This is a genomic window from Pseudarthrobacter sp. S9 (genome assembly GCF_050156545.1).
In the GTDB taxonomy this organism is placed as follows: Bacteria; Actinomycetota; Actinomycetes; order Actinomycetales; family Micrococcaceae; genus Arthrobacter.
The window spans coordinates 4,150,862-4,175,281 of sequence record NZ_CP189576.1; the positions used below are offsets into that span (position 1 = coordinate 4,150,862).

Consider the following 24,420-nt stretch of genomic DNA (forward strand, 5'->3'; position numbering starts at 1 on the left):
CCATCCCCTGGGGGGCTAGGAAGCGGCGTCGGCCTTGGTCTGGATGTCCTTCAGCACTGATGCCGGGTCTGTTCCCTGCGCGATCTGGCCTATCAGCGACTTGACGGCGCCCTGTGTTGAGGTCCAGGCCTTATTGGTGGACGGGTAGAACCTGGCGTTGGGCAGAAGGTCAAGGAAGGGTTTTGTATCCGGGTTGGATGAGAGCTTTTCGGCTCCTGACTTGGTTGTGGGCAGGAAGCCTTCGGCTGAGACCCACTTCGTGTAGACGTCGGTCGAGTAGAAATTGTCCAGGAACTTCTTGATCGCGTCCTGCTTCTTGCCGTCGTTCTTGAAGGCCATCAGGTGGTCAGCGACGCCGAGGGTGAAAGGCGATCCGTCTTTGGTGGGGATCGGGGCGACACCGTATTTCAGTGCCGGGTTCTTTTCCTTGATCTGGCCCACCGTCGGTGGCAGGGCCTCAATCATGCCCAGCTGGCCCTGGATGAAGACGTTGATCAGCGGGGTGCGGTTGGTGGCGCCGGCGTTGTCCTGCGTGACCTTTTGGTCCACCAGTTTCTTCATGAAATTGGCGCCTTCGAGGTTCTGCGGAGTGTCCACGGTGATCTTCTCGGCGTCGCCGTAGCCGCCGCCAGCACCGTAGAACCAGATGCCGGTTTCGCCCTGGGCCTCCTCGGAACCGAGCGGGAGTCCGTATCCGGGGGTGCCGGCCGCGGTGATCTTCCCGGCATCCGCTTCCAGCTCATCCCAGGTCTTCGGGGGAGCGGAGATTCCGGCTTTGGCGAAGAGGTCCTTGTTGTAGAAGAGAGCGCGGGCGGAGGCGATGAGTGGCATGCCGTACTGGGTACCGGTTACGGAGGCGTTCTTCACGAACGTGTCCTGGAAGTCCTTCGCCGTGGACTCCGAGAGAACGTCCTTCGCCGGGTACAGCAGCTGGTCCTTGGCGAAACCCGCGAAAGCATCGATGTTGAGGATGTCCGGGGCCTGTTTTCCCTGGATCTTGGTTTTCACGACATCGTTGATGTTGTCCCAGGACTGGACTTCAAGGTTCACCTTGATGCCCGGGTTGTTGGCTTCGAAGTCCTTGATGATGCCTTCCCAGCGGCCCTTGGTGCCGTCGGAGTAGCTCGGGACCAGAAGGTTGATGGTGTTGTCGGCGGTGCCGGCGTTGCCGCCGGATCCGCCGAACCCGCAGGCGGAGAGCAGCATGCTCGCTGCCGCGATCGAGGCGAGTGCGCCGGTGCGCAAGGACTTCTTCATGGTCTTCCTTTACTTTCAACGGACGTCTCCCGCCTCCGCCGCGGGCCTGAAGCAGGAAGCCTGCGTAAGCTGGAGAAGAAAGCGAGTGACGATTGATGATGTTAGCGTCAGTCAAACAATCATTTGTAATCATGTCGCTGGTTGATTCTCTCGTGATCCAGCTCTCAGGTCAACCCCCTTTTGCTCCCGGGGCCGTCACTGTGGCTGTGCACCGGTACCACTGTCTCGCCCGATGGGGGCGCTTTTCAGTCATTTTTTCCTTGGTGGTGATCGAAAGACGTCGATAGCTTGTTTGTGATGTTTACATGCTCCTAACAATCAGTAATAATCATTCTGTTGGTGAGTTTGAGCGGCGCCGCTTGCTGCACGCGTTCATGGTCCCCGATGCCCTGTATCTGATCCCTTTCCAGAAGGAGCCTGTCCCCATGACTGAGCCGCATACCGTCCGTTCCCTGCTTGGCACCCACATGGAAACCGAACTGTCTTCACAGCCGGAGGTCTGGGCGCGGGCTGCCGAGCAGGCCCGGTCCGAGGCTCGGAGCCTGCTGCCCGCCGACGGGCAGAAGATCGCCGTGCTGGGTTGCGGCACGTCGTGGTTCATGGCCCAGTCCTATGCGGTCCTGAGGGAATCGGCAGGCCGCGGGGTGACGGACGCATTCGCGGCGTCCGAGGCCTTTGTCGACCGCGGCTATGACGCGGTCGTTGCCATCACCCGCTCCGGGACGACCACCGAGGTCCTTGAAATCCTGGGCCGGCTGCAAGGCACCGTCCCGACCGTGGCACTCGTCGGTGACACCAACTCGCCCATCACTGGAGTCGCCGGATGCGTTGTCGGCCTGCCGTACGCGGATGAAAAGTCCGTCGTGCAGACCCGGTTCGCCACCACGGCGCTGGTCTACCTGCAGACCGCGCTGGGCCTGCCGGTGGATTCGGCCATCACCGATGCCGGTGCCGCCGTGACGGAGCCGGTGGCCCGGGAGCTTATCGACGCTGAACAGTTCACCTTCCTGGGCCGCGGCTGGACAGTTGGTCTGGCCCACGAGGCGGCCCTGAAGATGCGCGAAGCCTCCCAGTCCTGGACCGAGTCCTACCCCGCCATGGAATACCGGCACGGACCCATTTCCATTGCCGCCCCCAACCGTGTCACCTGGCTCTTCGGAGAGGAACCGCACGGACTGGCCGCGGACATGGCCAGCACCGGGGGGCTGTACATCCACCGCGGCACGGCACCGCTCGCCGAGCTGGTGCGCGCCCAGAAAGTTGCCCTGGAACGTGCCCGCGCCCGCGGCCTGGATCCCGATCAGCCGCGGAACTTGAGCCGATCCGTCATTCTGGACGCCTGACCAATGAATGATGACGGCGGACGCTTCGGCACCGACACCGTGCCGGCGGTGCTGGCGTTCGACGTCGGCGGCACTGATATGAAGGCAGGCATCGTCCTGCCCTCCGGGCGGATCATCGGCCTGAAGCGGCTGGCCACCCCCCGGCACCCTGTCGGCACGGGCGAGGCGGTGATTCAACAGATGGCCGAACTCGCGGCGGACTTCCGGGACCGGTACACGGACTATCCCTGCAGCGCTGTCGGACTCATCGTCCCCGGCCTCGTCGATGAAGTCACGGGCACAGGCATCCTCTCAGCGAACCTCGGATGGAAAGACTTTCCCTTCGCCGCGCGGGCACGGGCCGAACTCGGACTCCCTGTTGCCTTCGGGCATGACGTCGCGGCCGCAGGGGAAGCCGAGTTCCGGTGCGGGGCTGCCAAAGGCACGGCCGACGCCGTCGTCATCGTGATCGGAACCGGCATCGCAGGGGCGGTCTTCAGCGACGGCAGGCGCCTGACCGGCGGCGGATACGCCGGCGAGCTGGGTCACGCCCCGGTACCCGATCCCGATCATCCCGGATCAACGACCGTCCTCGAAGCCGTCGGCTCGGCCGGAGCCATGGCCGTCCGCTACGCCGCCGCCACCGGCCGCAGCGTGGACGGCGCGCAGCAGGTCCTGGCCCTCGCCTCAGACGGAGATCCGGACGCCATCCGTGTCTGGGACGAGGCCATCGACGCGCTTGCGTTTAGCGTCGCCCACTGCATTTCGATCCTGGGGTCCCAGACGATCGTCATCGGGGGAGGTCTGTCCCAGGCCGGCGACGCGCTGCTGGTTCCCCTGCGGACCCGCGTGGACAAACTGCTGACCATCCACCGCCGCCCCCTGATCGTTCCCGCGGAGCTGGGCCAAAACGCCGGGCTGATCGGCTCCGCGCTCAAAGCCCGTGACCTCCTGGACACCGTCGGATCGGACTGCGAGGCTCTATGAACTCCCCGTCAGCACACCAAGCGCGACTCATCGTCACGGTCACGCCCAACCCCGCCTTGGACGTGACCTACCACGTCAACGGCATCCACCTCGGCCAGACGCATCGCGTTTCCCCACCCCTGGAACGGGCCGGAGGCAAAGGACTGAATGTCGCGCGTGTTGCCCACCAGATGGGCCACCCCGCCCTGGCCGTGGCGCCGGCGGGCGGCGCTTCGGGAACCGTGTTCCGCACCGAGCTCGAGGCCAGCGGAGTGCCCCACAGGCTCATCCCGGTCACCGCAAACACCCGTCGAAGCATCGCGTTCGTCGACACCGCCCGGGACATGACCAGCATATTCAACGAACACGGACTCCCTCTGCTGCTTTCCGAGTGGCAGTCGCTGGCCGCCGCCGTCGCCGAGACCCTCGACGGGAGCCCGGACGGCACCGCACCGCGCTGCGCGGTGCTGGTCGGGTCGGGAAGTCTTCCCGCGCATGCACCCGAAGACTTCTATCCGGAACTGGTCAGGCTCGCCCACAGGCACGGAATTCCCGCGATCATTGACACTTCCGGCAGGGGAATCCTGGACGCCGCACGCGCGGGAGCGGACCTCCTGAAGCCGAACCACCAGGAACTGATGGACGCCACAGGCGAGATGGACCTGCACCGGGCAGCGCGCCATATCCTGGACCTGGGCGCCCGGACGGTTCTCGTCAGCGCCGGCGCGGAGGGCATGTATGCCTTCACGGCCCAAGCCCCGGACATTCATTGGCGAGCCCGGCTGCCTCAGCCCCTGACCGGCAACCCCACAGGTGCCGGCGATGCGGCCGTCGCCGCCGCCGCGGTGGCCCTCGCCTCCGGCGAGAGCCATCCCGAGGCTATCCTGCGTGCGGCCACCGCCTGGTCGGCGGCCGCCGTGCTCATGCCGGCCGCCGGCGAAATTTCACCGCGCCATGCCGAAGTGGCACGGCAACTCATCGTCACAAGGGAGGAGAACCGGCCATGACCCTGGTACCCACAGCGGAACTCATGGGCAACGCGGTTGCCCGCGGCATCGGGCAGGGAGCCTTCAACGTCATACACCTGGAGACAGTTGAAGGCCTGATCGCAGGCGCCGAGAGGGCCGGTCTGCCACTGATACTGCAGATCTCCGAAAACTGCGCAAAATATCACGGCGGACTCGAGCCGCTGGCCCTCGCATCGCTGGAGCTGGCACGAAGGGCGAGTGTGCCCGTCGCCCTTCACCTCGACCACGCCGAAGATGAGCAACTGGCGATGCAGGCCGTGGATCTGGGCTTCGGTTCCGTCATGTATGACGGGGCCCACCTCGATTATGTGGACAACGTCGCGGCCACAGCGCGGGTCACCGAATATGCTCATGCCATGGGCGTGTACGTGGAGGCTGAGCTGGGCAAGGTCGGAGGCAAGGACGGTGCCCACGCGCCCGGCGTGCGCACCGACCCGACGGAAGCCGCCGACTTCGTGGCCGCAACCGGAGTCGACGCCCTCGCCGTCGCTGTCGGTTCCTCCCACGCGATGACCCAGCGCAGCGCCACGCTCGACCTGGAACTAATCGGCCGCCTGCACCAGAGGCTGGATGTCCCGCTCGTGCTGCACGGATCCTCGGGTGTTGCCGACAAAGACATCGCCGCCGCGATTGCCGCAGGAATGACCAAGATCAACGTCTCCACCCACCTGAACGGGTTCTTCACCCGCGCCGTGCGCCGCTGCCTCGACACCGATCCGGCCCTGGTCGACTCACGCAAGTACTTCCGGGCAGGCCGCGACGCTCTCGTGCCCGAAGCGGCCAGACTGCTGACCCTCTTCACCACTCTGGAGCAAGACTCATGAACCGCACCGAACGCCTGAATGCCATCCTGAACCTGCTGGCCGAAAGCGGACAGGTCGAAGTCGACGAAATCATTGAAAAGCTGGCCGTGTCGCCTGCCACGGCCCGGCGTGATCTCGACAGCCTGGCCTCCCAAAGGCTGCTGTCCCGTACAAGAGGCGGGGCTGTCAAGGGCTCCGTGGCCTACGATCTGCCCGGCCGCTACAACCGCGATGACCACTCTCAGCAGAAACAGCTCATCGCCCACGCAGCCAGCAGCCTCATTCCCCGCGGCGCCGTCGTCGGCCTATCCGGCGGCACCACCAACACCGCCATCGCACAGGTCCTGGCCACGAGAGCGGATCTGAACGTGCCTTCGAACCGGCCGGCACTGACCGTGGTGACCAACGCGATCAACATCGCCGCCCAGCTCGCCGTGCGTCCCAACATCAAAATCATGGTGACCGGCGGAATCGTCAACGCCCGCTCCTACGAACTGGTGGGACCCTTCGCGGACGCGACCCTGCAGAAGGTGGCCCTGGACCTCGCCTTCATCGGCGTTAACGGCGCGGACCCCGTGCTGGGACCGACGGTGAACGACGAAGGCGAAGCCACCGTCAACTCACTCATGGCCCGCCGCGCGTCCGAGGCGTACATGGTCGCGGACTCGTCCAAGATCGGCCAAAGATCCTTCGCCACCATGAGCGGATTCGTCTTCCGCAACCTCATCACCGATGCCGGCATCACCCCCGCCGACCAGGCCGCCTTCGAAGCCAGCGGGGTCAAAGTCATCATCGCCCGCTGACAGACCCCGGACCCGCGAATCCGGATTTAGGAGCTTCGAGGAAACAAGCGACGGAGGAGCGCCGAGGAAGCACTACTGCTCCAGGGCCGTCTCGGCCTCCTTCCGGTCCACACGCCCACGTCCACCAGCCACTCCACGGCATAGCGCCGCAGTACCCGGTCGTGGAAAGCGAACCACCGCTCTCGCATCCCGGGGAAATCGAACAGGGCGTCCTTGAAGCGCCGGACGGGCCGGTTGCCGCTGATGGCGCGCCACAGCCGGTCCTTGGCAGGGCCTTCCTCGACACCCGAAATAAACGTCTCCATGTCCCGGTATGCGTCCCTGGAACTCAGCGCGTCCACCATGACGGCGCCGCGCTCTTCAAGGTCATCCGCGGATTCGCCTGTTTCTTCCACACCGTCCTCGGTGCAGAAGAGAACCTCTCCGGTCTCCGGCTCAAGCCACCAGGATCTGCCGAAATCGGACTGGAAATCAAGGGTCGAAATCAATGGCGTCCAGGCGGAGCATGGCGTCAGCCCTCGAACAGGCCACGGACATCCACGGCCGAGAGCGCCGAGGAGAACATCGCGTCGTCGTCCATGACCGAGGAGAACAGCTTTGCCATCTTCTTCAATGCCATAACCTTTTCCTCGATGGTGTCCTTGGCTACCAACCGGTAGACCATCATGTTCTTCTGCTGCCCGATCCGGTGGGTGCGGTCCGCCGCCTGGTTCTCGCTGCAGGACTCCACCATGGATCCAGCAGGAAGCAGTAGTCCGCTTGGGTCAGGTTCAGCCCGAAGCCGCCGGGGCGTATTGCGTCCACTGCGCCGGCCTCGTGCATGGTGCCACGTGATCGTTTCGGGTCTGCCCGAAGGACGATGGGGCCGATTGTCATTTGACGGTCAGTGTCCCCTGCATGTTGGAGTGGTAGGCGCAGTGGTAGGCGTAGGTACCCGGTTTTTTCGGTGCGGTGAAGGTCGCGGTCGTCCCGGCTTTGACGACGGCGTCGAAGGAGCCGTCGTCGGCGGTGACGGTGTGGGCCTCGGGATCCATGTTCATGACGGTCACTGTGGCCCCGGCCGGGACGGCGTCCGTGTCGGTGTAGGCGAAGGACTTGATGTGGATGGTCGACATGGCCGAGGCCGAGGCCGAGGGGGTAGGGCCGGCAGCCGGGGAGGTTGCCGACGACGTTGCCGACGACGCGGGGGCAGTAGACGCCCCGGCGCTGCCGCCTCCGGTACCGCAGGCGCTGACTCCCATGACCGCTGCTCCGGCGAGAAGGGCGAGAATGGCTGGGGCGGGGCGATGACGTTTCCTGCTGCTGGAGTTCATGGTCTTCCTTCGGGGAATCTGTCTCAGGCTGGGTGTGTGGAGGTCAAGTGGGCATAGACGACCGTGTTATCCAGGTATTCGCCGGTGGCCCGGTCGTAGCCGCCGCAGGTGATGAGCCGCAGCTCGGGACGGTCAGCGTTGCGGTAGACCTCCACAGTGGGGAAGCTGGCCTTGTGGTAGATCTGGACGCTGTCGACGGTGAAGACGGCGGCGGTGTGGTCGGCGCGCCTGACGGTGATGTCCTGGCCGGGGCTGAGCTCGTGGAGGCGGTAGAACACCCCCACGGGGTTCTTCGTTGAGTTCACGTGGCCGAGGATGACCGCGGAGCCGGTCTGCCCCGGGGCGGGGGAGTCGCGGTACCAGCCGGCGGGGGAGCCTGGCTCGCCGGGCGGGGTTTCGACCTCGCCGTCGGCCTGTTTGCCCAGTTCCAGCAGCGGAGAGCTGACCCCGATGGAGGGGACGTCGAGGCTCAGTGGAGCGGACGCGGCCGGGACTGGGTCCGGAATGGCCACCGGCGCCGGGGCCGGAGCGGCCTGTCCGGAGGTGTCCGGGGCCGGGGAAGTTGGCGTGCCGGTCGCGGCGGGGGAGCTGACGGGACCCGGGACGGCGCTGGCCTGTGGCGGAGGTTCGGCGTGGAGTCCCAGTCCGATGGTGGTGAGGCCGCCGGCAAGGAGCAGGCCGGCCGCCGCGGACGCGACGAAGCGTCCGCGGCGGCCTTTCGAATAAGATTGCATCAGATCCAGCCTGGTTTCAGGCCTTGGCGCTCATCCGACGACGGACCGCGTAGGCGCCGCCGGCAGCCAGGAGGAGTCCGCCGCCGGCGGCGAGGAGCCCCATATCAGGTCCGGCCGGGGTGGCGGTAGCGGTGATGCCGGTGCCGGGGGCTCCGGCGGGCATGGCCTTCAAGGTCCCGCACAGGGCCGGGGAGGTTGCTGCCAGGGGCAGGGACGGGACCAGATCGCTGGGAGCTTTCTGGGCCGCTTCGGGCAGGGTGGCCGGGTCCAGGCCGTGGACGACGACGACGGCGGTGCCGGCTTTGAGGGAAGCGGAGGTCTTGGCGTCCAGGGCGAAGGTCCGCTCATACGTGTACGCCGCGCCCATGCCGGCCAGGGTCAGGTCCGTGCCCGCCGCGGGACTGGTGTCACCGCTGGTGGAGAGGGTCGCACCGATGCCGCCGTAGTTCGGGGCACCTTCGGTGGTGCTGATCACCCCGTCCTTGTTCGTATCGGCGGACATGTCCGGGCAGGTGCCCTTGGCGCCGATGTGGATGTGCTGGACGTGCGGGTAGGGTTTCCCGTCGAACGTCGCGGCCAGCCCGGAGACTTTCTCCGTGACGGTGGCCTGGTCACCGTTGAGGGTGATCATCAGCGTGCCCGAGGCGTTGCTGCCGTTGATCGCGGCGAGGTTCGCCTGGTACGTGGTGCCGTCGGCCGCGAGGGCCGGGCTGGTGGAGAGTGCGAGGGCCCCAAGGGCAAGGGCCGGGACGATCAGGAAAGCGGATTTCTTCATGACTGGTTTCCTCCGATGACTGGGGTCGTGCCCCTGATGGGCAGGTCCATTTGTGACACTAGCGGTTCGCTATGGCCCGGGTCACGGATGGGTGTGACGTGAAATTCTTTTTTGCGGACCGGGAGCAGCCGAGCCGCTCTCCGCCTATTCGGACCAGCAGGCCAGCACAGCTGTCGCAACCTGGTAGGCAAAGGCAGTTCGGGAAACGTCGTGTGGCCCGACCGTCTCCGGCAGTGCTGCGGCATCCACATGGAGGACGAAGCTGTCCTTGACGAAGACCACCGACCCGTCCGCGGTCTCAGAGGCCGCGAGTCCTAGATCGGCCATCCCTTCGATGGGGTGGGCGGCGCCGCTATTGAGCTGGAGGCGGTCGAAGTAGGCGCGTGCGGCGGCGGGGTCGGCAGTTTCTTTGACGGAGAGCACCAGGGGGCCGGCAGGCAGCGCATAGGTGCATGTATACAGATGGTCGACCCAGGTGTCGGTGGTCCGGGGAGGGGCGGGTAGTGAGAGGATCCGGACGACGTTGCCACGGGTTTCATCCCCGCACACCATCCTGGCCGAATCCGACGGTGGACCGTCCCCCGTCGCGGGAACTGAAGAAGCCACCGAGGCCGACGCGCTAGGCGACTCGGCCCCGCTTCCCTGGCCGGGGCCTGATGCGCAGCCGGCCAGCAAGAATAATGTCGTGGCCGTTGCGGCCAGCACGCTTTTACCGATCGTGCCGTGCTGCCGGCTGCAGATCCTGCTTCTCATAGACACGCCTTTCCAGAAGTTCTCCCCGCGCCGGCTACTCACACCGTATACCTGGCGCCTCACTAAAGTGTTCGCTGCCGAGGCGTCCACGGACTGGTCCCGAGAATCCGCACTGCGGACAAGGGCGCCGAGGCGAGGTCGGCGGCACCGGCGGGCGTCTGCGCATACCTGTTGTTGACAGCAGATGCGTACACTGTCTAGGCGATTAGTGCGTGGAGGTCGACGCCGAAGAAGGCTACGAGCGGCCAAGGAGGATCGCCGCCAGGCCTTCCAGGATATTGCCGGGGATGTTCCAGGCCACGAGGTATCCGTGGGTGGCGGCGACGAGCAGGCCCATGGCCAGATAGACCACCCCCAGGAGACCTATGCGGCGTCCGCCCATTCCGCGTCCGCCAATCCGCGCATCATCGTTCTCTCCCATGGTGGGGTGGGAGTTAGAGTCTATTCCGCACCGGCATCCTTTGGCATGGGGGCTTGCGATCCGCGCCCGGGCCTGGCAGCGTGACGCCGTTGCACCAGTGTTGTTAGTCCGGATCAGGTGGCCGTGCGGGCGTCAAGGGCTCCGGCCTTGGTGCGGACTATCTCCAAGAACTCAGGCAGGATCACTCGCGGATCACGCTTAACCACATCATTTCCAGCGGCAAGGAGGCCGGCGGCGTGGCCAGAAACCGGCCCAGACCAATGTCGCCGCCGTCGGCCTGTGTCTGTACGGAGCATGCCCTTGCGAGGCAGGACCGGGAAGCCGTGGGCTGCGAATGCGCTCATTCGGCGGCTTCTACCGCGGATCCAGCCGCGTTCCGTTCTTGTCGTTTAATTGTTCCTGCCGCGTGCTGCCACCGTCCACCGCTCCACTACCAAACCGTTGCGAACGACCGTTACTTCATCAACGAGGTTCATGGCAAGGCACACATGATTCGGTATGACCCGCAGCCGATGTCCCAGCGCCGGCAGATCATCGTTTTCGGGCCATTCAACGGTGGCGTGATGCTCCGACATTGCGGTGATCCGCGCATCCGGGTAGTCGGGAAGCCGGCCGTATCCGGTCGGCCAGCTTGGGCGGTCACTGCCCAGGATCTTGCTGCCGGCGTCGACAACGATTCGGCGGAGGTTGCGGAGTGTGCCTCATGGCGACTCACGACGGTTGTGGCCACGTTCAAGGCGATCTCATCCCACGTGCACCGCCCGAGTTCAACCTGTTGTGCGTCCCCGAAGACGTAGACACCGGGGCGGAGCTCTGTCGCGGCTGTTTCACCCTCCAGGAGCGCCGTCGGGCTGGAGCCGCCGCTGATTTCCCTGACGTCGAATACAGCAGACATCAGCTGTGCTGCTGCCTGGCTGGGGGCAGTTCTCCGTGGGACAGCCCACGGAACGCTTGTTTGGTTAGAAGGCGATCATTACTTTGAGGGCTTCGCGGTCGTCCATGGCGCGGTATGCGGCGGGGACCCCGTCGAGACCAACAGTGCGATCGAAGACTCTGCCGGGGTTCACGGTGCCGTCAAGGATCGCCGGCATAAGTTTTTCGATGTAGGCGCGCACCGGGGCGGGTCCGCCGGTGAGGGTCACGTTGCCACCGAAAAGGCTGCTGAAGCCGACGGGGGCTTCCTCGTACTGGGGTACGCCGACGCGGCTGATGACCCCGCCGGGGCGGACGACGCGGTAGGCCTGCTCGTAGGCGGGCATGTGTCCGACCGCTTCGAGGACTTTGCGGGCCCCGTGACCGCCGGTGAGTTCCCTGACTCTGGCGATTCCCTCCTCGCCACGTTCGGCGACGATGTCGTCGCTTCGGCCTGGGCGCCGCCCATCCCCGGCATGTCCCAGAATCCGCCGTGCACGCAGGAGGTGAACAATCCCTCTAGGCAGAATTCGCACGTCCCATCGGAGAAGGAGAATGGGGAGATGACAAGGTCCCCCTTGGCAAGGGTGCGCACTTCCGCACCGATTTCCTCGACGACACCGATGAACTCGTGCCCCATGGACACTCCTTCGGGGGTGATGTCCATGCTGTGGTAGGGGTGCAGGTCCGACCCGCACACGCATGCCCTAACAATCCGGATGACGGCATCGGTGGGGTTTTTCAGCGCGGGGTCTGGGGCGTCGACGATGCGGACGTCGCCGGGGCCGAACATGTAGGTGGCTTTCATTGCTATCTCCAGATGGGTTGATCGGGGTGCGAAGAATCAGGTCGGCCGTACTGGGTCAGTCAGCTTTACGGATGGTGACGGTGAATTCGTCGGTCTGGTTTCTAACAGCGTCGGTTTCTTCGTAGGTGCCGATGGGCACGATCCCGTTGAAGTATCCGACGTGCTGGTAGTAAAGGACAAGGCTTTGCTCGGGGACGTAGTACCCGATCGCCAGCGGCGCGGCGTCACTTCCCTTTGGTGCGCCGTCGAGGTCCAGTGGGGCCGGAAGTTCCGAGATCTTTTCCTGGCCGCCATGGTCCCGGAACGACAGCGTCAGGGGAAGCCGGGCCAGTAGCGACGCTGACGTGGCGCTACCGTCGAGTTCTCCTGCTATCTTCTGACCGTCGAGCTCGATGACAATCGGCGTAGTCGCTGACGTTGATGTCTGGGCGGCAGTCGGATCGCCCGCCGGTGTGCCTGGGGAGGGTGACCGTGTGTCAGCATTGCCGGCAGGGCTGTAGGTGCAGCCGGCGAGGGCGATGGCGATCACGACGAACGCCGGCACCACGACACCGGGTCGCAGGGCTTTTTTGGGTAAGAAACGGTTGCTCATCAGCCGACCGTCTGTCCGCCGTCGACCACGAGCGTGTGCCCCACTGCGAAGGCTCCCTCATCCGAGGACAACCACAGCACGGCGGACGCGATTTCCTCCGGTCGACCGAAACGGTCGATGGGTTCCTGCGATTCCATCTCCTTGCGCCCCTCTTCTGTCCCGCCGGAAACCAGTTCGATCATCTTGGTGTCGACGACCTCGGGGGCGACGACGTTGATGCGCACCCCGTCGCCGATGTATTCCAGCGCCGCGGACTTGCTCAGGCCGATGACGGCGTGCTTCGCAGCCGCGTACGCCGCTTGTCCGGCAATGCCGATGACTCCGGCACCGGATGAGGCGTTGACGATAGTGCCGCCGCCGCCAGCGACCATGAACCGGATCTGGTGTTTCATGCACAGGTACACCCCGCGCAGGTCGACGTCGATGATGCGGTCCCATTCGTCATCGTCGAGGTCGGCCACCAAGTCGTGGGATTGTTCGATTCCGGCGCTATTGAACGCCGCATCAAGGCGGCCGTAAGTCGAAGTCGTGTATTCGAGAGCGGCGACAACGTCACTGGCGCTGGTGACGTCGCAGTCGACAGCGGACGCTGTACCTCCGAGGCCGGTGATCTGCTGTACGGTCTCGTCCTGGCCGGCGCCGGGGAGATCGGCGACGACCACTCGGGCGCCTTCCGCGGCGAAAGCCAACGCGGTTGCGTGTCCGATGCCGGAACCGGCACCGGTGACGAAGGCGACTTTGTCAGTGAAACGGTTGCGATTGTTCATGGGAGGATCCTTTCCGGGGATTCTGGGAGGCAAGGCCTGTGGGTCCTGCCGGTGTTGCTAGAGGCGGGCGGGGAATGCGGTGCGGCGTCCGTAGACGGTCAGCATCAGCGCGGCCAGGCCGGCGACGATCATCACGACCGCGAGTACCAGGCCGCTGGAATTCGTCAGTAGCGCGGCGCCGAGGATGCCGGCGGTGAAGATGGCGAGGTTGAACGCCACCGGCAGGAACGAGTTGGCGACGTCGGAGTCTGCGCCTCCGACGGTGGTGAGGGCGGCTTGGAGCTGGGCGGACGCCCCGCCGAACGTGATCCCCCACAGTACGGTCGCGACAATGATCGCCGATGCCGATGTGGGGCCGACCAGGAGTACCGCCGCGGCTGCGATGAACAGGGCGACGCTTCCGTGTAGCAACGGCCGGGGGTGGCGGTCCAGGAGCGCGCCGGTGATGATGATTCCGGCGATCGAGGCGGCCCCGAAGATGAAGAGTTCGACGTCGACGGTGAGGCTGCTGCTGGTGGCCCGCAGGTACGGGGCGATGTAGGTGTAGATAGTGTTGTGTGCCAGCATCCAGGCGAAGATGACGCCCAAGATACCGGCGATGCCGGGGATTCGAAACACCCGGGCCAGGGGAAGCCGGGCGGTTCCGGGCTGCCCTTCCGCGTCGGGCGCGATCGCAGCGATGACTACACCGGCGATAACGGCCACCGCAGTGAGTCCGGCGAAGGCCCACCTCCAGTCGAATGTCGTTCCGAGCCAGGAACCCAGCGGTGTGCCGAGCGCGAATCCGACGGGCGCCCCGACGGAGACGATCGCCAACGACAGGCCTGCACGCGAGGGCGGGCTGATCTTCCGGCCGTAGGCGGCCAGCATCCCCCAGAGGATTCCCGAGAACGCGCCGGCGACAAAACGCGACACCAGCGACAGGGTCACATCGCTTGAGAGGGCGGTGGTGCTATTGGCCAGGATGAGGCCGATAATCGCGCCAAGGAGCAACGGCTTCCGGCGCATGCCCCGGGTAAGGGTGATGGCAGGGATCGTGATGATCACCGTGCCCAGGGCGTAGGCGCTGACGAACAGCCCGACGGTGCCTTCGCTGGTCCCCATCCCGGTAGCGATAACCGGCAGAAGCCCCGCCGGCATGGTCTCCATCGCGACGAGGACGAAGCCGATGACCGCCAGAGCGGCCAGAGTGGCGAGCGGCAGCCGTTTCGCTTTCTCAGTAGCAACCGGTGCCGGCGCCGGAACGGTGGTGGTGTTCATTATTCTCCTTGCCCGCAACTGGGTCGCACGGGTTACTTACTGGACGGGAACGGTTCGACATACACGCGGAACGTGTCGCGGCGGGCGTGTTGCTCCCACAGCCGCTGCGCGAGGGCGCCAGGATCGTTCTGCGGGTGTCCGGGTTCGATCGCACCGGGGATGATCAGCTGTCCCACGTGAATATTCTCGGCACCAAGGGTGTCGTGGAGCATCGTCGCAAGCGCGGCTTCACCGGCGAACGCGATGGACGTCCCGGCAACCGACGGGTTCGGTCGGACGGCGGAACCGCCGTTGACGAACAGGACGGTTCCGCGTCCCAAAGTGCGCATGCCGTCGAGGACCTGGTGCACTGCGGTGACGGGTCCGTAAATGGAGAACTCCACCGCTGCGGCCAGATCCGCCACCGTCGTCTCCAACACGGGGCGCAAGAATTCCTCCTGCGGCAGCGGACTGTATTCGAGGACCTCGATCGGGCCGAGGTCGCGTTCGGCCTGCTTCAGCGCGGCGGTGAGGGTTCCCGGGTCCCGGACACTGGCGGCGTAACCGCGGGCGGTGAAGCCCTCAGCGTTCAATTCTTCAGCGAGCAGGTCGAGTTTCTTCTGGTTGCGGAAGATCAGGGCGATGGCAAAGCCTTCAGTTCCGAAGCGGCGGGCGATGGCTGCGCCCAGCCCAGTGCCGGCGCCAACGATGGCGATAACTGTCATAACGTCCTTCCTTGAAGATGAGGCGGCGTCTTCCAGTGGGAAAGGATGAGGTCGAAAAACCTTGCCCGGGTCGTACCGCTGGTCAGTCCCGACCCAGTCAACACGCGAACCGTCCCGGCGGGGAGTCTCTATCAAGGGGTGTACCAGCAGAGAACCCCAACGAAGTTCGCAGAGACGTATTCTCGTGGCATGGACAATAGAGCCGAGGTACGCGAGTTCCTGATGTCGCGCCGCGCAAAGATCACTCCCGAACAGGCAGGGCTTTCCGCCGGGCCGAACAGACGCGTCGCCGGGCTTCGCCGCACAGAAGTTGCGACACTCGCCGACGTCAGCGTCGAATATTATGCCAAGCTCGAACGCGGTGCTATCGGCGGAGCCTCCTCGTCCGTGCTTGACGCAATCGCCCGCGCCCTCAACCTCGATGACACGGAACGAACCCACCTCTTCGACCTCGCCCGCGCGGCCGACGGTATTCCGCTATCCGGGCGTCCCCGCCGACGATCCACGAAAAACGCCATAAGTCGTCCGAGTCTTTACTGGGTGCTCAGCACAATCACTGACGGCGTTGCATTCGTGCGCGACCAACACCAAGACCTCCTAGCGACGAACGAGCTCGGCCGGGCCTTCTATTCGCCACTCATCGGCGCCGGCGGTCGCACTCCGAACCTGGCTCGGTTCCAATTCCTCGACCCTGCATCCCGCGATTTTTATCCTGATTGGGAGCTCTTCGCTGAGATGTGCGTAGCGATCATGCGCACCGAAGCCGGCCGTGACCCCAACGACAAAGGGCTCCACGACCTCGTTGGTGAGCTGTCCACTCGCAGCGACACATTCCGGCAGCTGTGGGGAGCGCACGACGTCCGGACTCACGGGTCTGGCACAAAACGATTCAAACACCCCGTCGTCGGCGAACTCACTCTCGCCTACGAAGAGCTCATCATTACTGCCGACCCAGGATTCGTCCTCATGATCTACACCGCCGAGCCCGGCTCGCCCAGCGCTGAGCGACTGCGGCTCCTCGCTAGCTGGGCAGCTACAGGATCAATAGCGGCTGCGCCCCGTTAAGGAATCTCAAATATAGGGAGGCACCAGCCGACCAATGGTGCCGCAACATGACCGCCACTTATCGATGCCAACTACACCCTTACGTCCCGGGGTCCGGGTTCCTGCAAAGGATCCTTTTCTAAGACGGCAAACCGACCTCGCACCGATGGTCAGGAGATCCCCGCCGCGCGGGACGGGCCACACGCACGATGAGCCCGCTGACCTCGCCGACGATGTGTCTCTTTCACGAACCGGGCTGATGATTTCTGGCACCATGACAGTGGGCAGCAACCGATGCCATCAAAACCACACCGGGGAAACAATGAACACACGTCCAACAGGCCGCGCTGGAAAACCATCGGTATCCTCTGGCGCTTCGTTTGTCCTCAGCCTCTGCGCACTGGTCGCGACAAGCCTCGTGGCCATCCTGGGACTCCCCTTGACCAAGACATCCTCAACCGTGCGGACGCCGCCCGCTGGGACACCCGCATGCTCTTACCGCACCAAACAGAACATTCGCTTCTGATCAACGCTTCAGTCTTGGCAACGTTTGCCGTTGTCGTGACCGTGGTCATTGGCATGACCGCCTCACGTCGAAGGACCGAAGCGTCCGCGACAGCATGCCCTCAAGCCCGCGTTGAACCAGTCGGCCCGACGGGCCGGTCACTCCGAGCCCTCTGCCTCCCCCGCAGGAGTAGACGCTCCAGGGTCCCATCCTGAACTCCTGCCGACAGGTGCCCCGTTTGGGATTCAAAACGGGACGCGGACGACGAGTACGCCAAATAGCGCTGCGAAAAACGAGCCAGATAACTCTGCAATTCACAGCATATGGGCCCGCCATGTCTCGCTACCATGTATCACAACCACGGGCCAAAGAACCATAGGCAAACACTGTTGCACGACATAAGCGAGGCCAGGCATGGGCAAACTGATCGGATACGCCCGGGTATCGACCAAGACGCAGTCCACCGACCGGCAGGCCACGGACCTGCTGTTGGCCGGCGTCCGGCGCGACGACCTGTATCGCGACGACCTGTATATCGACCACGGGGTAAGTGGCGCCAGGACCAGCCGGCCGGCATTTGATACGGCACTTCTAGCCCTGCACGAGGGCGACACCCTGGTCATCACCACATTGGACCGGCTCGGCCGCTCCACCGCCAGCATGCTCGGACTCTCCGAAGAACTGCGCGAACGGCGTATCAATCTGCGTGTGCTGAATCTGGGCGGCGGGAACGTTGATACCGGCACGCCCATGGGTGGCATGGTGTTCACCGTCATGGCAGCCCTGGCCCACCGTGTTCACGTTGGGCCGGTTGTCGAGGTGTTGTTGAAGGATCGCGTCAAAGGGGGTGGGGGATAGGGACCGCCTGGCCGTCGAAGACGGCGACGGTTTCACGTGCGTCGGTGCGGCTGATCTGGTCGTGTGTCGATCGGGCGATGCGTCTACGGCTGGGCGTAGAGCAGCAGGAGGACCGCGGCCGTGCGGTAGTGCAGTGGCCGGCTGTCGTTCTCGAGGATATCGTCGAGCAGCCGGAGCCGCTCGTTCCGGTCCAGGACGGGCCGGTTTTCCGCTTTGCGGTAGGGGATTTCGAGGTGGGGAATGTGGGGGTTCTGCACGGCCCAGCGCACGAAGGTCCGGGCCGTGCAGCGAGTTGTCGGTCCTGTCGCGAGCCAGCGGTCGACGTCGGCCTGCCGGCATTGGGACGGTTGTTGCCCTCGCTCTGAGAGGTGCCGGAGGAAGTTCCGGTCGACGGAGATGTCTTGTTTGGCTGCCCGGTACGGCGAACGCGATGCCGCCGGCGTTGCAGCGGACGGGACAGGGCCGATTTCCTGAAGAGCGGTCGCACTGCGGGGCGGGGCGAAATTGCGCCGTCCCGGATCGCTGGCCGGCTCATCCTCTCCACTGCCTGTGCGAAACCTTTTGACCCTTCATCCAGTTAGGGTACTGGGGCCGTGAACCGGTCGGGCACGGTGGTCAAAAGAAGCGTCTCCAGTTCATGGATTTGCTCCATGGCGCGGTCCAGCAGTTGGTTCACTTCGTCCCTCCTGATGCGCGAGTCGGTGGGGGCGAGCACTATCAGGGTCTTCCAGAGCAGTGCTTTCCCCGTGACGGCAATGATCAATGCCTCGAGCTCGAGCTGGGCGTTGGCCGCGTGATGGGAATGGAAAGGATTCAACGGCCCGAGTGCGGACAGCTGTGCCCCGACCCAGGCGATCGGTTTCTTGTAGGCCGGCATGCTCAAATGCAATTGTGTCGCCATGGCCTCAAGGGTTTTCTTGTCAGAACTCACGGCGGATTTGAGCTTGTCCAAAGTCGCGGCGTGGGGTGAATCCTTCCACGTTTTCGCTGCTTGTTCGAAGAGACGCTCACCGGAAGCACCCGCGATCAGGTGGCCGTGCAGATAGCGGGACAGTACGTCGTGGCGGGCCGCTGAGTCTGCCGGATGATCATGTTCCAAGATCTTTCCTCTCTAGGGAATGCCGTGCCTGCCGATCCCGAGGGGACGGTCACGCCGACCTGTAGAACGATCTTCTGCCCGATTCCGATTTCTGACTAGTGCAATTCGCGTCAGGTTGACGGCTGCCAGTTCGGCATGATCGTTGGAATAGGGCATGGGCTAACATTGCGTTTGGGCCAGCCCAGCTGTCAGCGGCCGAAGGCCGACATGGTTTCCCGTATTCCAAGATCCCAGCGGCCGGAGACCTGACCGTGTGGCCGGGTTTCTTCTCAGCCGGGACGACACCAGGCGTAGACGCGGGCCGGCATCACGTGTGCAGCGGGTGCGACAGGGTACGGGTCTGACCGGCGGATCCCGCCGCCGGGAAGTCCCGGACCCGTACCGTTCGGGGCGGCGACCCGGGAGTCCACCTCTGAAGCTGACCTCCGTCGGCCGTCGGGGACATGTACCAGTGCGCGGGCCGGACTCCGGAATCGGCTTTCACGCACAAACACGACCCGCAAAGAGTGGGGATGTTAGGGATTGTCTTGCGTTCCTGAGTCGGCGGTGTCCGGGTTTTTGTGCCGCGCGTCCCGCAGATGCTGTGAAAGTTTTTCTTCTGCTTCCGTGCGGCGCCGGCCCACTTCGCGAATCTGCTGGGTGGTGAGGACCTCCGGATGGAGACGGCGCCTGACATAGCCTGCCGTGGCCGGCCGGCCGCCGGCCTGGCGGCCTGGAGCCGGTGTTGCTGATTCGCTCATGAGCACATCGTCCCACGGCCCCGCGGGGAGTAAAAGAGCGCGGATGACCGGTCTTCCTCAGCACCGGCACTTCCGGGACGGCACGGCTGCTTCGCCCCGGAATGCCGATGGGGAGCTAGGCCGCGGGCATCGAACCATCCGTCGCGCATCGAACTATCCGTCAGGCTAAGGGACGGCAGCGGACTGGGGGTCGCCCGGGTGCCAGCGGGCGACCCGCCGCCGGTCAAGTCCGGAGGCAGGTACCTTCCATCATGCGCCAGTCGGGCAATGACTGGTTGATCCGCATCCACCGAATTCTAAGCAGGCCCAGACGACGCCCCCACCGCAGATCGCTGGACACTGACGGCCGGGCGGGAACTCTACTTGACGCCGGTAGTCGGCCGATTCTACCTTTTGGGTGGGTCCGGGAGATGCGGTCAGGGCTGCTCTCACTTCACCCATCACGCTGCTGCAGTGCGGCGCGCATAATGCTCCGATGCAGGAGATTGAGATGAAACTGGTGCTGGATGAATTTCTTTGTGAGTGCGTTGATTAGGATCCGGACAATGACGGCCTCGGCCTGAATGAGCTATACGGGCTGTACGTCAGCTGGCGCGCGCTGAACAACACCACCCCGGTTTCGGACAGGACCTCCAGGGCAGCGCTGGGCGATGCCGGAATCAGTCCGGCCCGCCGCGCGGGTCCGTTTCCCGGCCTGGCGATGACGGGCCAGGCCGCGCGGGACTACATCGTCCACAGTGAACTTCCGCTGTTTGTACTGGAAACTGGCACAGACCGGCAGAACGCCGCAACCCGGGGGTTTTGTCGACCCCGTCACTCATCAAACGGTCCAGAAGCAAACGTCCCCCTATCTCCCGGCCCCCTGACCGCACCGCCGCTGTTGCGCTGGCGTTGGGAGACGCCTTTCCCGGTTCTTAGCCCCGCCAGCCGGACCAGGCGGCGGGAAGCCCCAAGGAGGTACTTTGATGACGCTCTATCAGCCCGAACCTGTTGAGATCTCTACCAGGATGCGTCCCGGGGAATGGACGGAGGAAAGCCTGTCAGCGCTCGTGGTGTCATATTGGGACAAGCTGTTGCGGATGGGAGCAGCTGTTTCGGCTATTGAGGTCGTGACGGAGCGTGACGAAGGTGGCGGCGTCAGCGTAGTGGTCACCTGGATCAAGGCACCCGTCACTGGCCAGTAGGTCCCCCTGGGCGGCGCTCCTTGAATGATTCCCTCCCCGCTGCCCTGGCGTTATGCTCCCGGCCAACAGGGGAGCCGGAGCCATCAAGATTTTCGAGTACGAGCCGGCCTACCCAGGTGCCCGGCACCTCGACGTCGATGACCATATCGCGGACCCGAACACCGTGGATTCCACGGGAGCGGTAGAACTCCTGCCCTGGTTGAAAAAATCGCGGGATTGCTCCGGCTCGGTGACCGCCAGGCAGCCCATGGCTGTCACAGCGAGCAGGGTAGTTGTAGATGCTCACGAGACCATCGATGTTTCCCGCTGTGAGATATCCGGTGTAACGGGCGAAGAAGTCCTAGAACGATTCGGTCGGCAGGGATGCGTTCCATACCAACGATGCGACGGTCAAACACCGCCACGCCTAGGACGGGGATTCGCGAGATACCCTTGCAATTTGACTGCAGAGGTTTCCTCCGGCTTCGCTAACCTGGCCGGTGCAGCCCCGGCTCGTCGAAATCCGCCGGGCGGAACGACAGCCGGTGTCCGGCGCCAAGCTGGCAAACCGGCTTGGGGTTGGGCTACGCACCGTCGAACGGGACCTCGCGAGGCTGCGCGCGTCGGCGTGCCGATTGAGGCAGTGTCGGGTGCACGGGGGCAGCCGCCTGCCGCGGAACGCTCAACCCCAAACGGTGTCTCTGACATTCGAGGAGATCGCGGCCGTCATTGCGGGCCTCGCGGCGCTCGGCCCGACGGCGGGGCAGAGCGCCAGCTCGGCGATGCGGGTGCTTTTGCAAGTCGATAGCACCCTGACCGGTTCCTTGGCTCGGACGACTCAGGTGCTTCGAAAGAGGGACCTCCTGCAGGCACACTTTATCCGAGGAAATTGGGTTGGTCGAGCAGCCACAGCCAGCCACCGTCTGCTTGGCGACGGGCCACCTCAGCGGTGGCCCCGGCCGGGATGAGCGTCGACGTCAACGTGAGGTCGCCGTTACGAAGCGATGGTCGCCGGTCACCAGCGGCAAACGTTGGCCTGGCGGCGAGCAGCCCGGCATGAAACACGCGGATAGCCTGATGACCTGTCGCCACTTGACCTGATGGGGACGCCAGCACGGCGCCGGGTTCGTAGAGGGCTACCAGCCCCTCGACGTCTCCGGCGTTGGCTCCTTCAACGAAAAACCGGCTCAGGTCCTCGGGAGACGCAGCACTCTGATGCTCTGCACCAGCATTCATTTTTTCGAACCCTTCTATTGCGAACGGGACGGTATCTCCCACCACATGAGCGATCATGCTGCGGGCCACAGACAGGACAAAGGCCGCCTTGGAAATGGGCCTTTGGAACCGGCAACGAGAACGACGGGACGTCTCGCAGCTGATCCACCAGTCGGACAGGGGCGTCCAGCATCGTGTCGGGTCAAAGGGCGACGGGTCTGACAACGCAATGGCCGAGGCATTCAACTCGTTGTTCAATCCGAACTGGTCCGCAACAAGGGGCCCTGGACAGGCATCAACGATCTGGAGGTTGCTGTGGCGGTATACAAACTGGGACTCTGATCTTCGTGGGCATGGCATCGATTCTGGCCACCACGTGCGGAAGAATCCCCCGGAGAACTTGCCGCCGCCCTCGGCGACGTCTTCTCGGAACATGACCGGATTATGGGAATCGGCCTGGCCGCCGCCATCTGAACGTTGTCTGAATGAACAAGGCAGCGGCAAGGCTGCTTAAGTTCTGACGGTGCCCGGCGCTAACGGGGAAGCAAGGCTGCGCAGACCCTTGTCTTGAGGGCTCACGCGGCGCACTTCAGCGGGCCGGGCCCGGTGGCCCGACCGATCAATACCGCCCCGGGAGCAGGTCAGGAGCCCGCGGCCTCACCGTCCGTCAGGCATTCTTGAAGGCGTCTTTGACTTTTTCACCGGCGCCCTTGAGATCGGCTTTTGTCTGGTCGACTTTGCCTTCCGTTTCCAGGCGTTCATCGTCAGTTGCTTTGCCGACACCTTCCTTGGCCTTCCCGCTGGCCTTCTCTGCGGTGTTTTTGATCTTGTCATCCAGACCCATGGCGGGCCTCCTGTTGTTTGACTGCGCCGCCGGCAGAGCGCCGTCGGATCACAGCTTCAGGATAGTCCGCGGACTGCGGGGAGGCCACGGCGAACGGGCGGGCCATGGCAGGCCGGCGGGATCTGAGTCCGCCGGCAACGGCACGGCTTCGGCGCGGCCGCCGTTCAAGGACTCTGACATCACAGCTGTAGTTGTCAGAATCCTTACGGTCTCAGGCACCCGGATAGGCCCAGCACGCCGGCACACGGATGTCAGGCCTTGGCACCGTGGGTCGTGACGGCTCTCCCCGCAGTCATCGTTTCCGCATTGCCCATCCAATGCCAGCTGCTCCACGCGCTCAATGAATCCGTGGGGCAGATCCGCGGAGGTGGGGTCTTCCTCGCCCGCTTGATCGTGGACGAGGACGGCCTGCAGACCATCGGCCAGCCTCCGGGAAGCTTTGATGGTTCCTCGGTAGGCGGGCCATCCGACATGCCGGATAGTTTTTTGCGTCGAGAATGGTGTAAGCATCCTCACCAATTTTCGGGTTTCCAGTTGGCGGCGCTATAAAACCCTCCCCGGCCCTGGCGGAAAGCTGACCGGAGAAGCCCGGTCAGTCCGCGTCCTGGCTGTGGTGTTCGCGGAGTTCACGTCCGTGCCGGATGTCTTCTTCTGCCTGTTCCTGCAGTTTGTCGCTGTGCTTGGTGTCCCGGGGCGGCAGCTGGATGGTTTCCTCGGCCTCGATTCCTGCCTGGAGCTGCCGTCCGCGCTCCATTTCGGCGTCGAACTCTGCACCGAACAGCAAGGACATGTTCAGTATCCACAGCCACAGAAGCATCACGATCACGCCACCGATGGCGCCATACGTCTTGTTGTAGCTGTTGAAGTTGGCCACATAGAAGGCGAAGGCCAGCGAGACCAGGACGAATACCAGCAGGGCGATGAAGGAGCCGAGGCTCATCCAGCGGAACCTGGGCTGCTTCACGTTCGGGGTGGCGTAGTACAGGACGGCGATGAGCAGGATGACCAGCAGGATAATGACCGGCCATTTCGCGATGTTCCACACCGTCAGGAAGGCTCCGCCGACTCCGGCTGCGTTGCCCACGGCCTCGGCCACCGGACCGCTGAGCACCAGCATGCCGGCGAGCAGGGCCACGACCACTACCGCCAGCACGGTGACACCGAGCATGGTTCCCCGGAGCCTGACGAACGCGCGGCCCTCGTCCACTTCGTAAACGCGGTTCATGGCCCGGCCGAAGGCCCCTACATAGCCGGAGGCGGACCACAGAGCGGTGGCGAGACCGATGACCAGCGCGAAGCCGGCGGATGGCGAGGTGGTGAGCTCTTCAACGGGCTGGCGGATCGTGTCCACGGTGGATCCCGGTGCGATGCCCTGGACGATATCCAGCAGCGCCGCCGTCGTTTTTCCTGCCTGCCCAAAAATCCCGAGCAGGGAGACCAGGGCCAGCAGCGCCGGGAAAAGAGAGAGCACCGCGTAGTAGGTCAGCCCGGAGGCGAGGTCCGGGCATTGATCCTTGCTGAACTCGCGCAGGGTCTTTTTGGCTATGTACTTCCACGTTGGTTTGCTGACGCCGGTGGGACTGTCAGGTTTGCGGGAATCGTCCGCAGCCGGGGCCGTTTCTGCCTTGGCGGTGCTGGTTTCCGGGGAACCCTTCGCAGCCATGGGAATCCTCCTTCCGGGTATGGTCGGCGGCGGGCCGGCCCTCCTCGCAGGATCGCGGGACGGCCGGCACT

Annotated in this window: 27 protein-coding genes and 3 pseudogenes; 9 read left to right on the top strand and 21 right to left on the bottom strand. The window is 64.5% G+C overall.

What is annotated here, in order from left to right; translation table 11 throughout:
• Window positions 1-15: 15 nt before the first annotated feature.
• Window positions 16-1,257: an extracellular solute-binding protein gene (locus ACQCSY_RS19980; RefSeq protein ID WP_427131523.1), complete on the bottom strand. Its 1,242-nt coding sequence runs from the start codon at window positions 1,255-1,257 to the stop codon at window positions 16-18.
• Window positions 1,258-1,682: 425 nt separating this feature from the next.
• On the opposite strand from ACQCSY_RS19980, the gene ACQCSY_RS19985 reads away from it, so the two are divergent.
• The 5 genes from ACQCSY_RS19985 to ACQCSY_RS20005 are packed head-to-tail and all read left to right on the top strand — an operon-like array spanning window position 1,683 to window position 6,179.
• The gene (locus ACQCSY_RS19985; protein WP_427131525.1) at window positions 1,683-2,600 is read left to right on the top strand and encodes an SIS domain-containing protein; all 918 of its coding nucleotides are present in this window, start codon (window positions 1,683-1,685) and stop codon (window positions 2,598-2,600) included.
• Window positions 2,601-2,603: 3 nt separating this feature from the next.
• Window positions 2,604-3,566, top strand: coding sequence for an ROK family protein (locus ACQCSY_RS19990; RefSeq protein ID WP_427131527.1), 963 nt, complete (start codon window positions 2,604-2,606; stop codon window positions 3,564-3,566).
• On the top strand, window positions 3,563-4,552 hold the full coding sequence (locus ACQCSY_RS19995) for a 1-phosphofructokinase family hexose kinase (RefSeq protein WP_427131529.1): 990 nt from the start codon (window positions 3,563-3,565) through the stop codon (window positions 4,550-4,552). Before ACQCSY_RS19990 ends, ACQCSY_RS19995 begins: the two co-directional genes overlap by 4 nt.
• Window positions 4,549-5,397, top strand: coding sequence for a class II fructose-bisphosphate aldolase (locus ACQCSY_RS20000; protein ID WP_427131531.1), 849 nt, complete (start codon window positions 4,549-4,551; stop codon window positions 5,395-5,397). The genes ACQCSY_RS19995 and ACQCSY_RS20000 overlap by 4 nt, the downstream gene beginning before the upstream one ends.
• On the top strand, window positions 5,394-6,179 hold the full coding sequence (locus ACQCSY_RS20005) for a DeoR/GlpR family DNA-binding transcription regulator (protein WP_427131533.1): 786 nt from the start codon (window positions 5,394-5,396) through the stop codon (window positions 6,177-6,179). Before ACQCSY_RS20000 ends, ACQCSY_RS20005 begins: the two co-directional genes overlap by 4 nt.
• A 26-nt stretch (window positions 6,180-6,205) precedes the next feature.
• Here the strand turns inward: ACQCSY_RS20005 and ACQCSY_RS20010 are convergent, their stop codons facing one another.
• The 14 genes and pseudogenes from ACQCSY_RS20010 to ACQCSY_RS20075 all read right to left on the bottom strand — a co-directional run bounded on the left by ACQCSY_RS20010 (window position 6,206) and on the right by ACQCSY_RS20075 (window position 15,218).
• Window positions 6,206-6,667, bottom strand: coding sequence for a UPF0158 family protein (locus tag ACQCSY_RS20010; RefSeq protein WP_427131535.1), 462 nt, complete (start codon window positions 6,665-6,667; stop codon window positions 6,206-6,208).
• A gap of 23 nt (window positions 6,668-6,690) precedes the next feature.
• Window positions 6,691-6,977 (bottom strand): annotated as a pseudogene (locus ACQCSY_RS20015) (helicase-related protein); the annotation flags it as partial.
• A gap of 74 nt (window positions 6,978-7,051) precedes the next feature.
• Window positions 7,052-7,492 carry a cupredoxin domain-containing protein gene (locus ACQCSY_RS20020; RefSeq protein ID WP_427131537.1) on the bottom strand — a complete coding sequence of 147 codons (441 nt, stop codon included), beginning with the start codon at window positions 7,490-7,492 and terminating at the stop codon, window positions 7,052-7,054.
• A gap of 23 nt (window positions 7,493-7,515) precedes the next feature.
• Window positions 7,516-8,226 carry a class F sortase gene (locus tag ACQCSY_RS20025; protein ID WP_427131539.1) on the bottom strand — a complete coding sequence of 237 codons (711 nt, stop codon included), beginning with the start codon at window positions 8,224-8,226 and terminating at the stop codon, window positions 7,516-7,518.
• 16 nt (window positions 8,227-8,242) lie between these two features.
• Window positions 8,243-9,001 (bottom strand): hypothetical protein, encoded by a 759-nt coding sequence (locus ACQCSY_RS20030; protein WP_427131541.1) that lies wholly within the window; start codon window positions 8,999-9,001, stop codon window positions 8,243-8,245.
• Between the two features lie 144 nt (window positions 9,002-9,145).
• The gene (locus tag ACQCSY_RS20035; protein WP_427131543.1) at window positions 9,146-9,553 is read right to left on the bottom strand and encodes a hypothetical protein; all 408 of its coding nucleotides are present in this window, start codon (window positions 9,551-9,553) and stop codon (window positions 9,146-9,148) included.
• Window positions 9,554-9,989: 436 nt separating this feature from the next.
• The gene (locus tag ACQCSY_RS20040) at window positions 9,990-10,175 is read right to left on the bottom strand and encodes a hypothetical protein (protein WP_427131545.1); all 186 of its coding nucleotides are present in this window, start codon (window positions 10,173-10,175) and stop codon (window positions 9,990-9,992) included.
• Between the two features lie 389 nt (window positions 10,176-10,564).
• The gene (locus tag ACQCSY_RS20045; RefSeq protein ID WP_427135957.1) at window positions 10,565-10,852 is read right to left on the bottom strand and encodes a hypothetical protein; all 288 of its coding nucleotides are present in this window, start codon (window positions 10,850-10,852) and stop codon (window positions 10,565-10,567) included.
• Window positions 10,853-11,134: 282 nt separating this feature from the next.
• Window positions 11,135-11,623, bottom strand: a complete 489-nt coding sequence (locus ACQCSY_RS20050) for a zinc-binding dehydrogenase (protein ID WP_427131547.1) — start codon at window positions 11,621-11,623, stop codon at window positions 11,135-11,137.
• Window positions 11,584-11,895: pseudogene (locus ACQCSY_RS20055) on the bottom strand (alcohol dehydrogenase catalytic domain-containing protein); the annotation flags it as partial. The pseudogene ACQCSY_RS20055 and the gene ACQCSY_RS20050, both read right to left, overlap by 40 nt.
• 55 nt (window positions 11,896-11,950) lie before the next feature.
• Window positions 11,951-12,487 (bottom strand): cyclophilin-like fold protein, encoded by a 537-nt coding sequence (locus tag ACQCSY_RS20060; RefSeq protein WP_427131549.1) that lies wholly within the window; start codon window positions 12,485-12,487, stop codon window positions 11,951-11,953.
• Window positions 12,487-13,254: a glucose 1-dehydrogenase gene (locus ACQCSY_RS20065; RefSeq protein ID WP_427131551.1), complete on the bottom strand. Its 768-nt coding sequence runs from the start codon at window positions 13,252-13,254 to the stop codon at window positions 12,487-12,489. Before ACQCSY_RS20065 ends, ACQCSY_RS20060 begins: the two co-directional genes overlap by 1 nt.
• A gap of 57 nt (window positions 13,255-13,311) precedes the next feature.
• Window positions 13,312-14,514 carry an MFS transporter gene (locus ACQCSY_RS20070; RefSeq protein ID WP_427131552.1) on the bottom strand — a complete coding sequence of 401 codons (1,203 nt, stop codon included), beginning with the start codon at window positions 14,512-14,514 and terminating at the stop codon, window positions 13,312-13,314.
• A gap of 32 nt (window positions 14,515-14,546) precedes the next feature.
• Window positions 14,547-15,218, bottom strand: a complete 672-nt coding sequence (locus ACQCSY_RS20075; RefSeq protein ID WP_427131553.1) for an SDR family NAD(P)-dependent oxidoreductase — start codon at window positions 15,216-15,218, stop codon at window positions 14,547-14,549.
• Window positions 15,219-15,407: 189 nt separating this feature from the next.
• Between ACQCSY_RS20075 and ACQCSY_RS20080 the strand changes: the two genes are divergently transcribed.
• Window positions 15,408-16,283, top strand: a complete 876-nt coding sequence (locus tag ACQCSY_RS20080) for a helix-turn-helix transcriptional regulator (protein ID WP_427131555.1) — start codon at window positions 15,408-15,410, stop codon at window positions 16,281-16,283.
• 898 nt (window positions 16,284-17,181) lie between these two features.
• Window positions 17,182-17,556 (top strand): annotated as a pseudogene (locus ACQCSY_RS20085) (recombinase family protein); the annotation flags it as partial.
• A gap of 152 nt (window positions 17,557-17,708) precedes the next feature.
• Here ACQCSY_RS20085 and ACQCSY_RS20090 read toward each other — a convergent pair.
• The 3 genes from ACQCSY_RS20090 to ACQCSY_RS20100 form a co-directional block, all read right to left on the bottom strand.
• Window positions 17,709-17,882 (bottom strand): hypothetical protein, encoded by a 174-nt coding sequence (locus ACQCSY_RS20090; RefSeq protein ID WP_427131557.1) that lies wholly within the window; start codon window positions 17,880-17,882, stop codon window positions 17,709-17,711.
• A gap of 320 nt (window positions 17,883-18,202) precedes the next feature.
• Window positions 18,203-18,724, bottom strand: coding sequence for a hypothetical protein (locus tag ACQCSY_RS20095; protein ID WP_427131558.1), 522 nt, complete (start codon window positions 18,722-18,724; stop codon window positions 18,203-18,205).
• Window positions 18,725-19,239: 515 nt separating this feature from the next.
• Complete coding sequence (locus ACQCSY_RS20100) at window positions 19,240-19,464, bottom strand: hypothetical protein (RefSeq protein WP_427131559.1); 225 nt, start codon at window positions 19,462-19,464, stop codon at window positions 19,240-19,242.
• A gap of 965 nt (window positions 19,465-20,429) precedes the next feature.
• Between ACQCSY_RS20100 and ACQCSY_RS20105 the strand changes: the two genes are divergently transcribed.
• Together ACQCSY_RS20105 and ACQCSY_RS20110 are read left to right on the top strand one after the other, a co-directional pair.
• Window positions 20,430-20,648, top strand: coding sequence for a hypothetical protein (locus ACQCSY_RS20105; RefSeq protein WP_427131561.1), 219 nt, complete (start codon window positions 20,430-20,432; stop codon window positions 20,646-20,648).
• A 479-nt stretch (window positions 20,649-21,127) separates the two neighbouring features.
• Window positions 21,128-21,595 (top strand): HTH domain-containing protein, encoded by a 468-nt coding sequence (locus tag ACQCSY_RS20110; RefSeq protein ID WP_427131563.1) that lies wholly within the window; start codon window positions 21,128-21,130, stop codon window positions 21,593-21,595.
• On the opposite strand, the gene ACQCSY_RS20115 is transcribed toward ACQCSY_RS20110, so the two are convergent.
• From ACQCSY_RS20115 to ACQCSY_RS20125, 3 genes are all read right to left on the bottom strand, one after another.
• Window positions 21,504-22,277 carry a YybH family protein gene (locus tag ACQCSY_RS20115; protein ID WP_427136034.1) on the bottom strand — a complete coding sequence of 258 codons (774 nt, stop codon included), beginning with the start codon at window positions 22,275-22,277 and terminating at the stop codon, window positions 21,504-21,506. The two genes, ACQCSY_RS20110 and ACQCSY_RS20115, sit on opposite strands and share 92 nt — an antisense overlap.
• A 232-nt stretch (window positions 22,278-22,509) precedes the next feature.
• Entirely contained in the window at window positions 22,510-22,686 is a 177-nt protein-coding gene (locus ACQCSY_RS20120; protein ID WP_427131565.1) for a CsbD family protein, read from the bottom strand.
• A gap of 592 nt (window positions 22,687-23,278) precedes the next feature.
• On the bottom strand, window positions 23,279-24,349 hold the full coding sequence (locus ACQCSY_RS20125) for a YihY/virulence factor BrkB family protein (protein ID WP_427131566.1): 1,071 nt from the start codon (window positions 24,347-24,349) through the stop codon (window positions 23,279-23,281).
• Between the last annotated feature and the right edge of the window lie 71 nt (window positions 24,350-24,420).

Bases quoted from the DNA above. Each gene is read 5' to 3' on its own strand.
- ACQCSY_RS19980 (WP_427131523.1), bottom strand. From the start codon at position 1,257: ATGAAGAAGTCCTTGCGCACCGGCGCACTCGCCTCGATCGCGGCAGCG.
- ACQCSY_RS19985 (WP_427131525.1), top strand. From the start codon at position 1,683: ATGACTGAGCCGCATACCGTCCGTTCCCTGCTTGGCACCCACATGGAA.
- ACQCSY_RS19990 (WP_427131527.1), top strand. From the start codon at position 2,604: ATGAATGATGACGGCGGACGCTTCGGCACCGACACCGTGCCGGCGGTG.
- ACQCSY_RS19995 (WP_427131529.1), top strand. From the start codon at position 3,563: ATGAACTCCCCGTCAGCACACCAAGCGCGACTCATCGTCACGGTCACG.
- ACQCSY_RS20000 (WP_427131531.1), top strand. From the start codon at position 4,549: ATGACCCTGGTACCCACAGCGGAACTCATGGGCAACGCGGTTGCCCGC.
- ACQCSY_RS20005 (WP_427131533.1), top strand. From the start codon at position 5,394: ATGAACCGCACCGAACGCCTGAATGCCATCCTGAACCTGCTGGCCGAA.
- ACQCSY_RS20020 (WP_427131537.1), bottom strand. From the start codon at position 7,492: ATGAACTCCAGCAGCAGGAAACGTCATCGCCCCGCCCCAGCCATTCTC.
- ACQCSY_RS20025 (WP_427131539.1), bottom strand. From the start codon at position 8,226: ATGCAATCTTATTCGAAAGGCCGCCGCGGACGCTTCGTCGCGTCCGCG.
- ACQCSY_RS20030 (WP_427131541.1), bottom strand. From the start codon at position 9,001: ATGAAGAAATCCGCTTTCCTGATCGTCCCGGCCCTTGCCCTTGGGGCC.
- ACQCSY_RS20035 (WP_427131543.1), bottom strand. From the start codon at position 9,553: ATGGTGTGCGGGGATGAAACCCGTGGCAACGTCGTCCGGATCCTCTCA.
- ACQCSY_RS20040 (WP_427131545.1), bottom strand. From the start codon at position 10,175: ATGGGAGAGAACGATGATGCGCGGATTGGCGGACGCGGAATGGGCGGA.
- ACQCSY_RS20060 (WP_427131549.1), bottom strand. From the start codon at position 12,487: ATGAGCAACCGTTTCTTACCCAAAAAAGCCCTGCGACCCGGTGTCGTG.
- ACQCSY_RS20065 (WP_427131551.1), bottom strand. From the start codon at position 13,254: ATGAACAATCGCAACCGTTTCACTGACAAAGTCGCCTTCGTCACCGGT.
- ACQCSY_RS20070 (WP_427131552.1), bottom strand. From the start codon at position 14,514: ATGAACACCACCACCGTTCCGGCGCCGGCACCGGTTGCTACTGAGAAA.
- ACQCSY_RS20075 (WP_427131553.1), bottom strand. From the start codon at position 15,218: ATGACAGTTATCGCCATCGTTGGCGCCGGCACTGGGCTGGGCGCAGCC.
- ACQCSY_RS20080 (WP_427131555.1), top strand. From the start codon at position 15,408: ATGGACAATAGAGCCGAGGTACGCGAGTTCCTGATGTCGCGCCGCGCA.
- ACQCSY_RS20100 (WP_427131559.1), bottom strand. From the start codon at position 19,464: ATGAGCGAATCAGCAACACCGGCTCCAGGCCGCCAGGCCGGCGGCCGG.
- ACQCSY_RS20105 (WP_427131561.1), top strand. From the start codon at position 20,430: ATGACGCTCTATCAGCCCGAACCTGTTGAGATCTCTACCAGGATGCGT.
- ACQCSY_RS20115 (WP_427136034.1), bottom strand. From the start codon at position 22,277: ATGTTCCGAGAAGACGTCGCCGAGGGCGGCGGCAAGTTCTCCGGGGGA.
- ACQCSY_RS20120 (WP_427131565.1), bottom strand. From the start codon at position 22,686: ATGGGTCTGGATGACAAGATCAAAAACACCGCAGAGAAGGCCAGCGGG.
- ACQCSY_RS20125 (WP_427131566.1), bottom strand. From the start codon at position 24,349: ATGGCTGCGAAGGGTTCCCCGGAAACCAGCACCGCCAAGGCAGAAACG.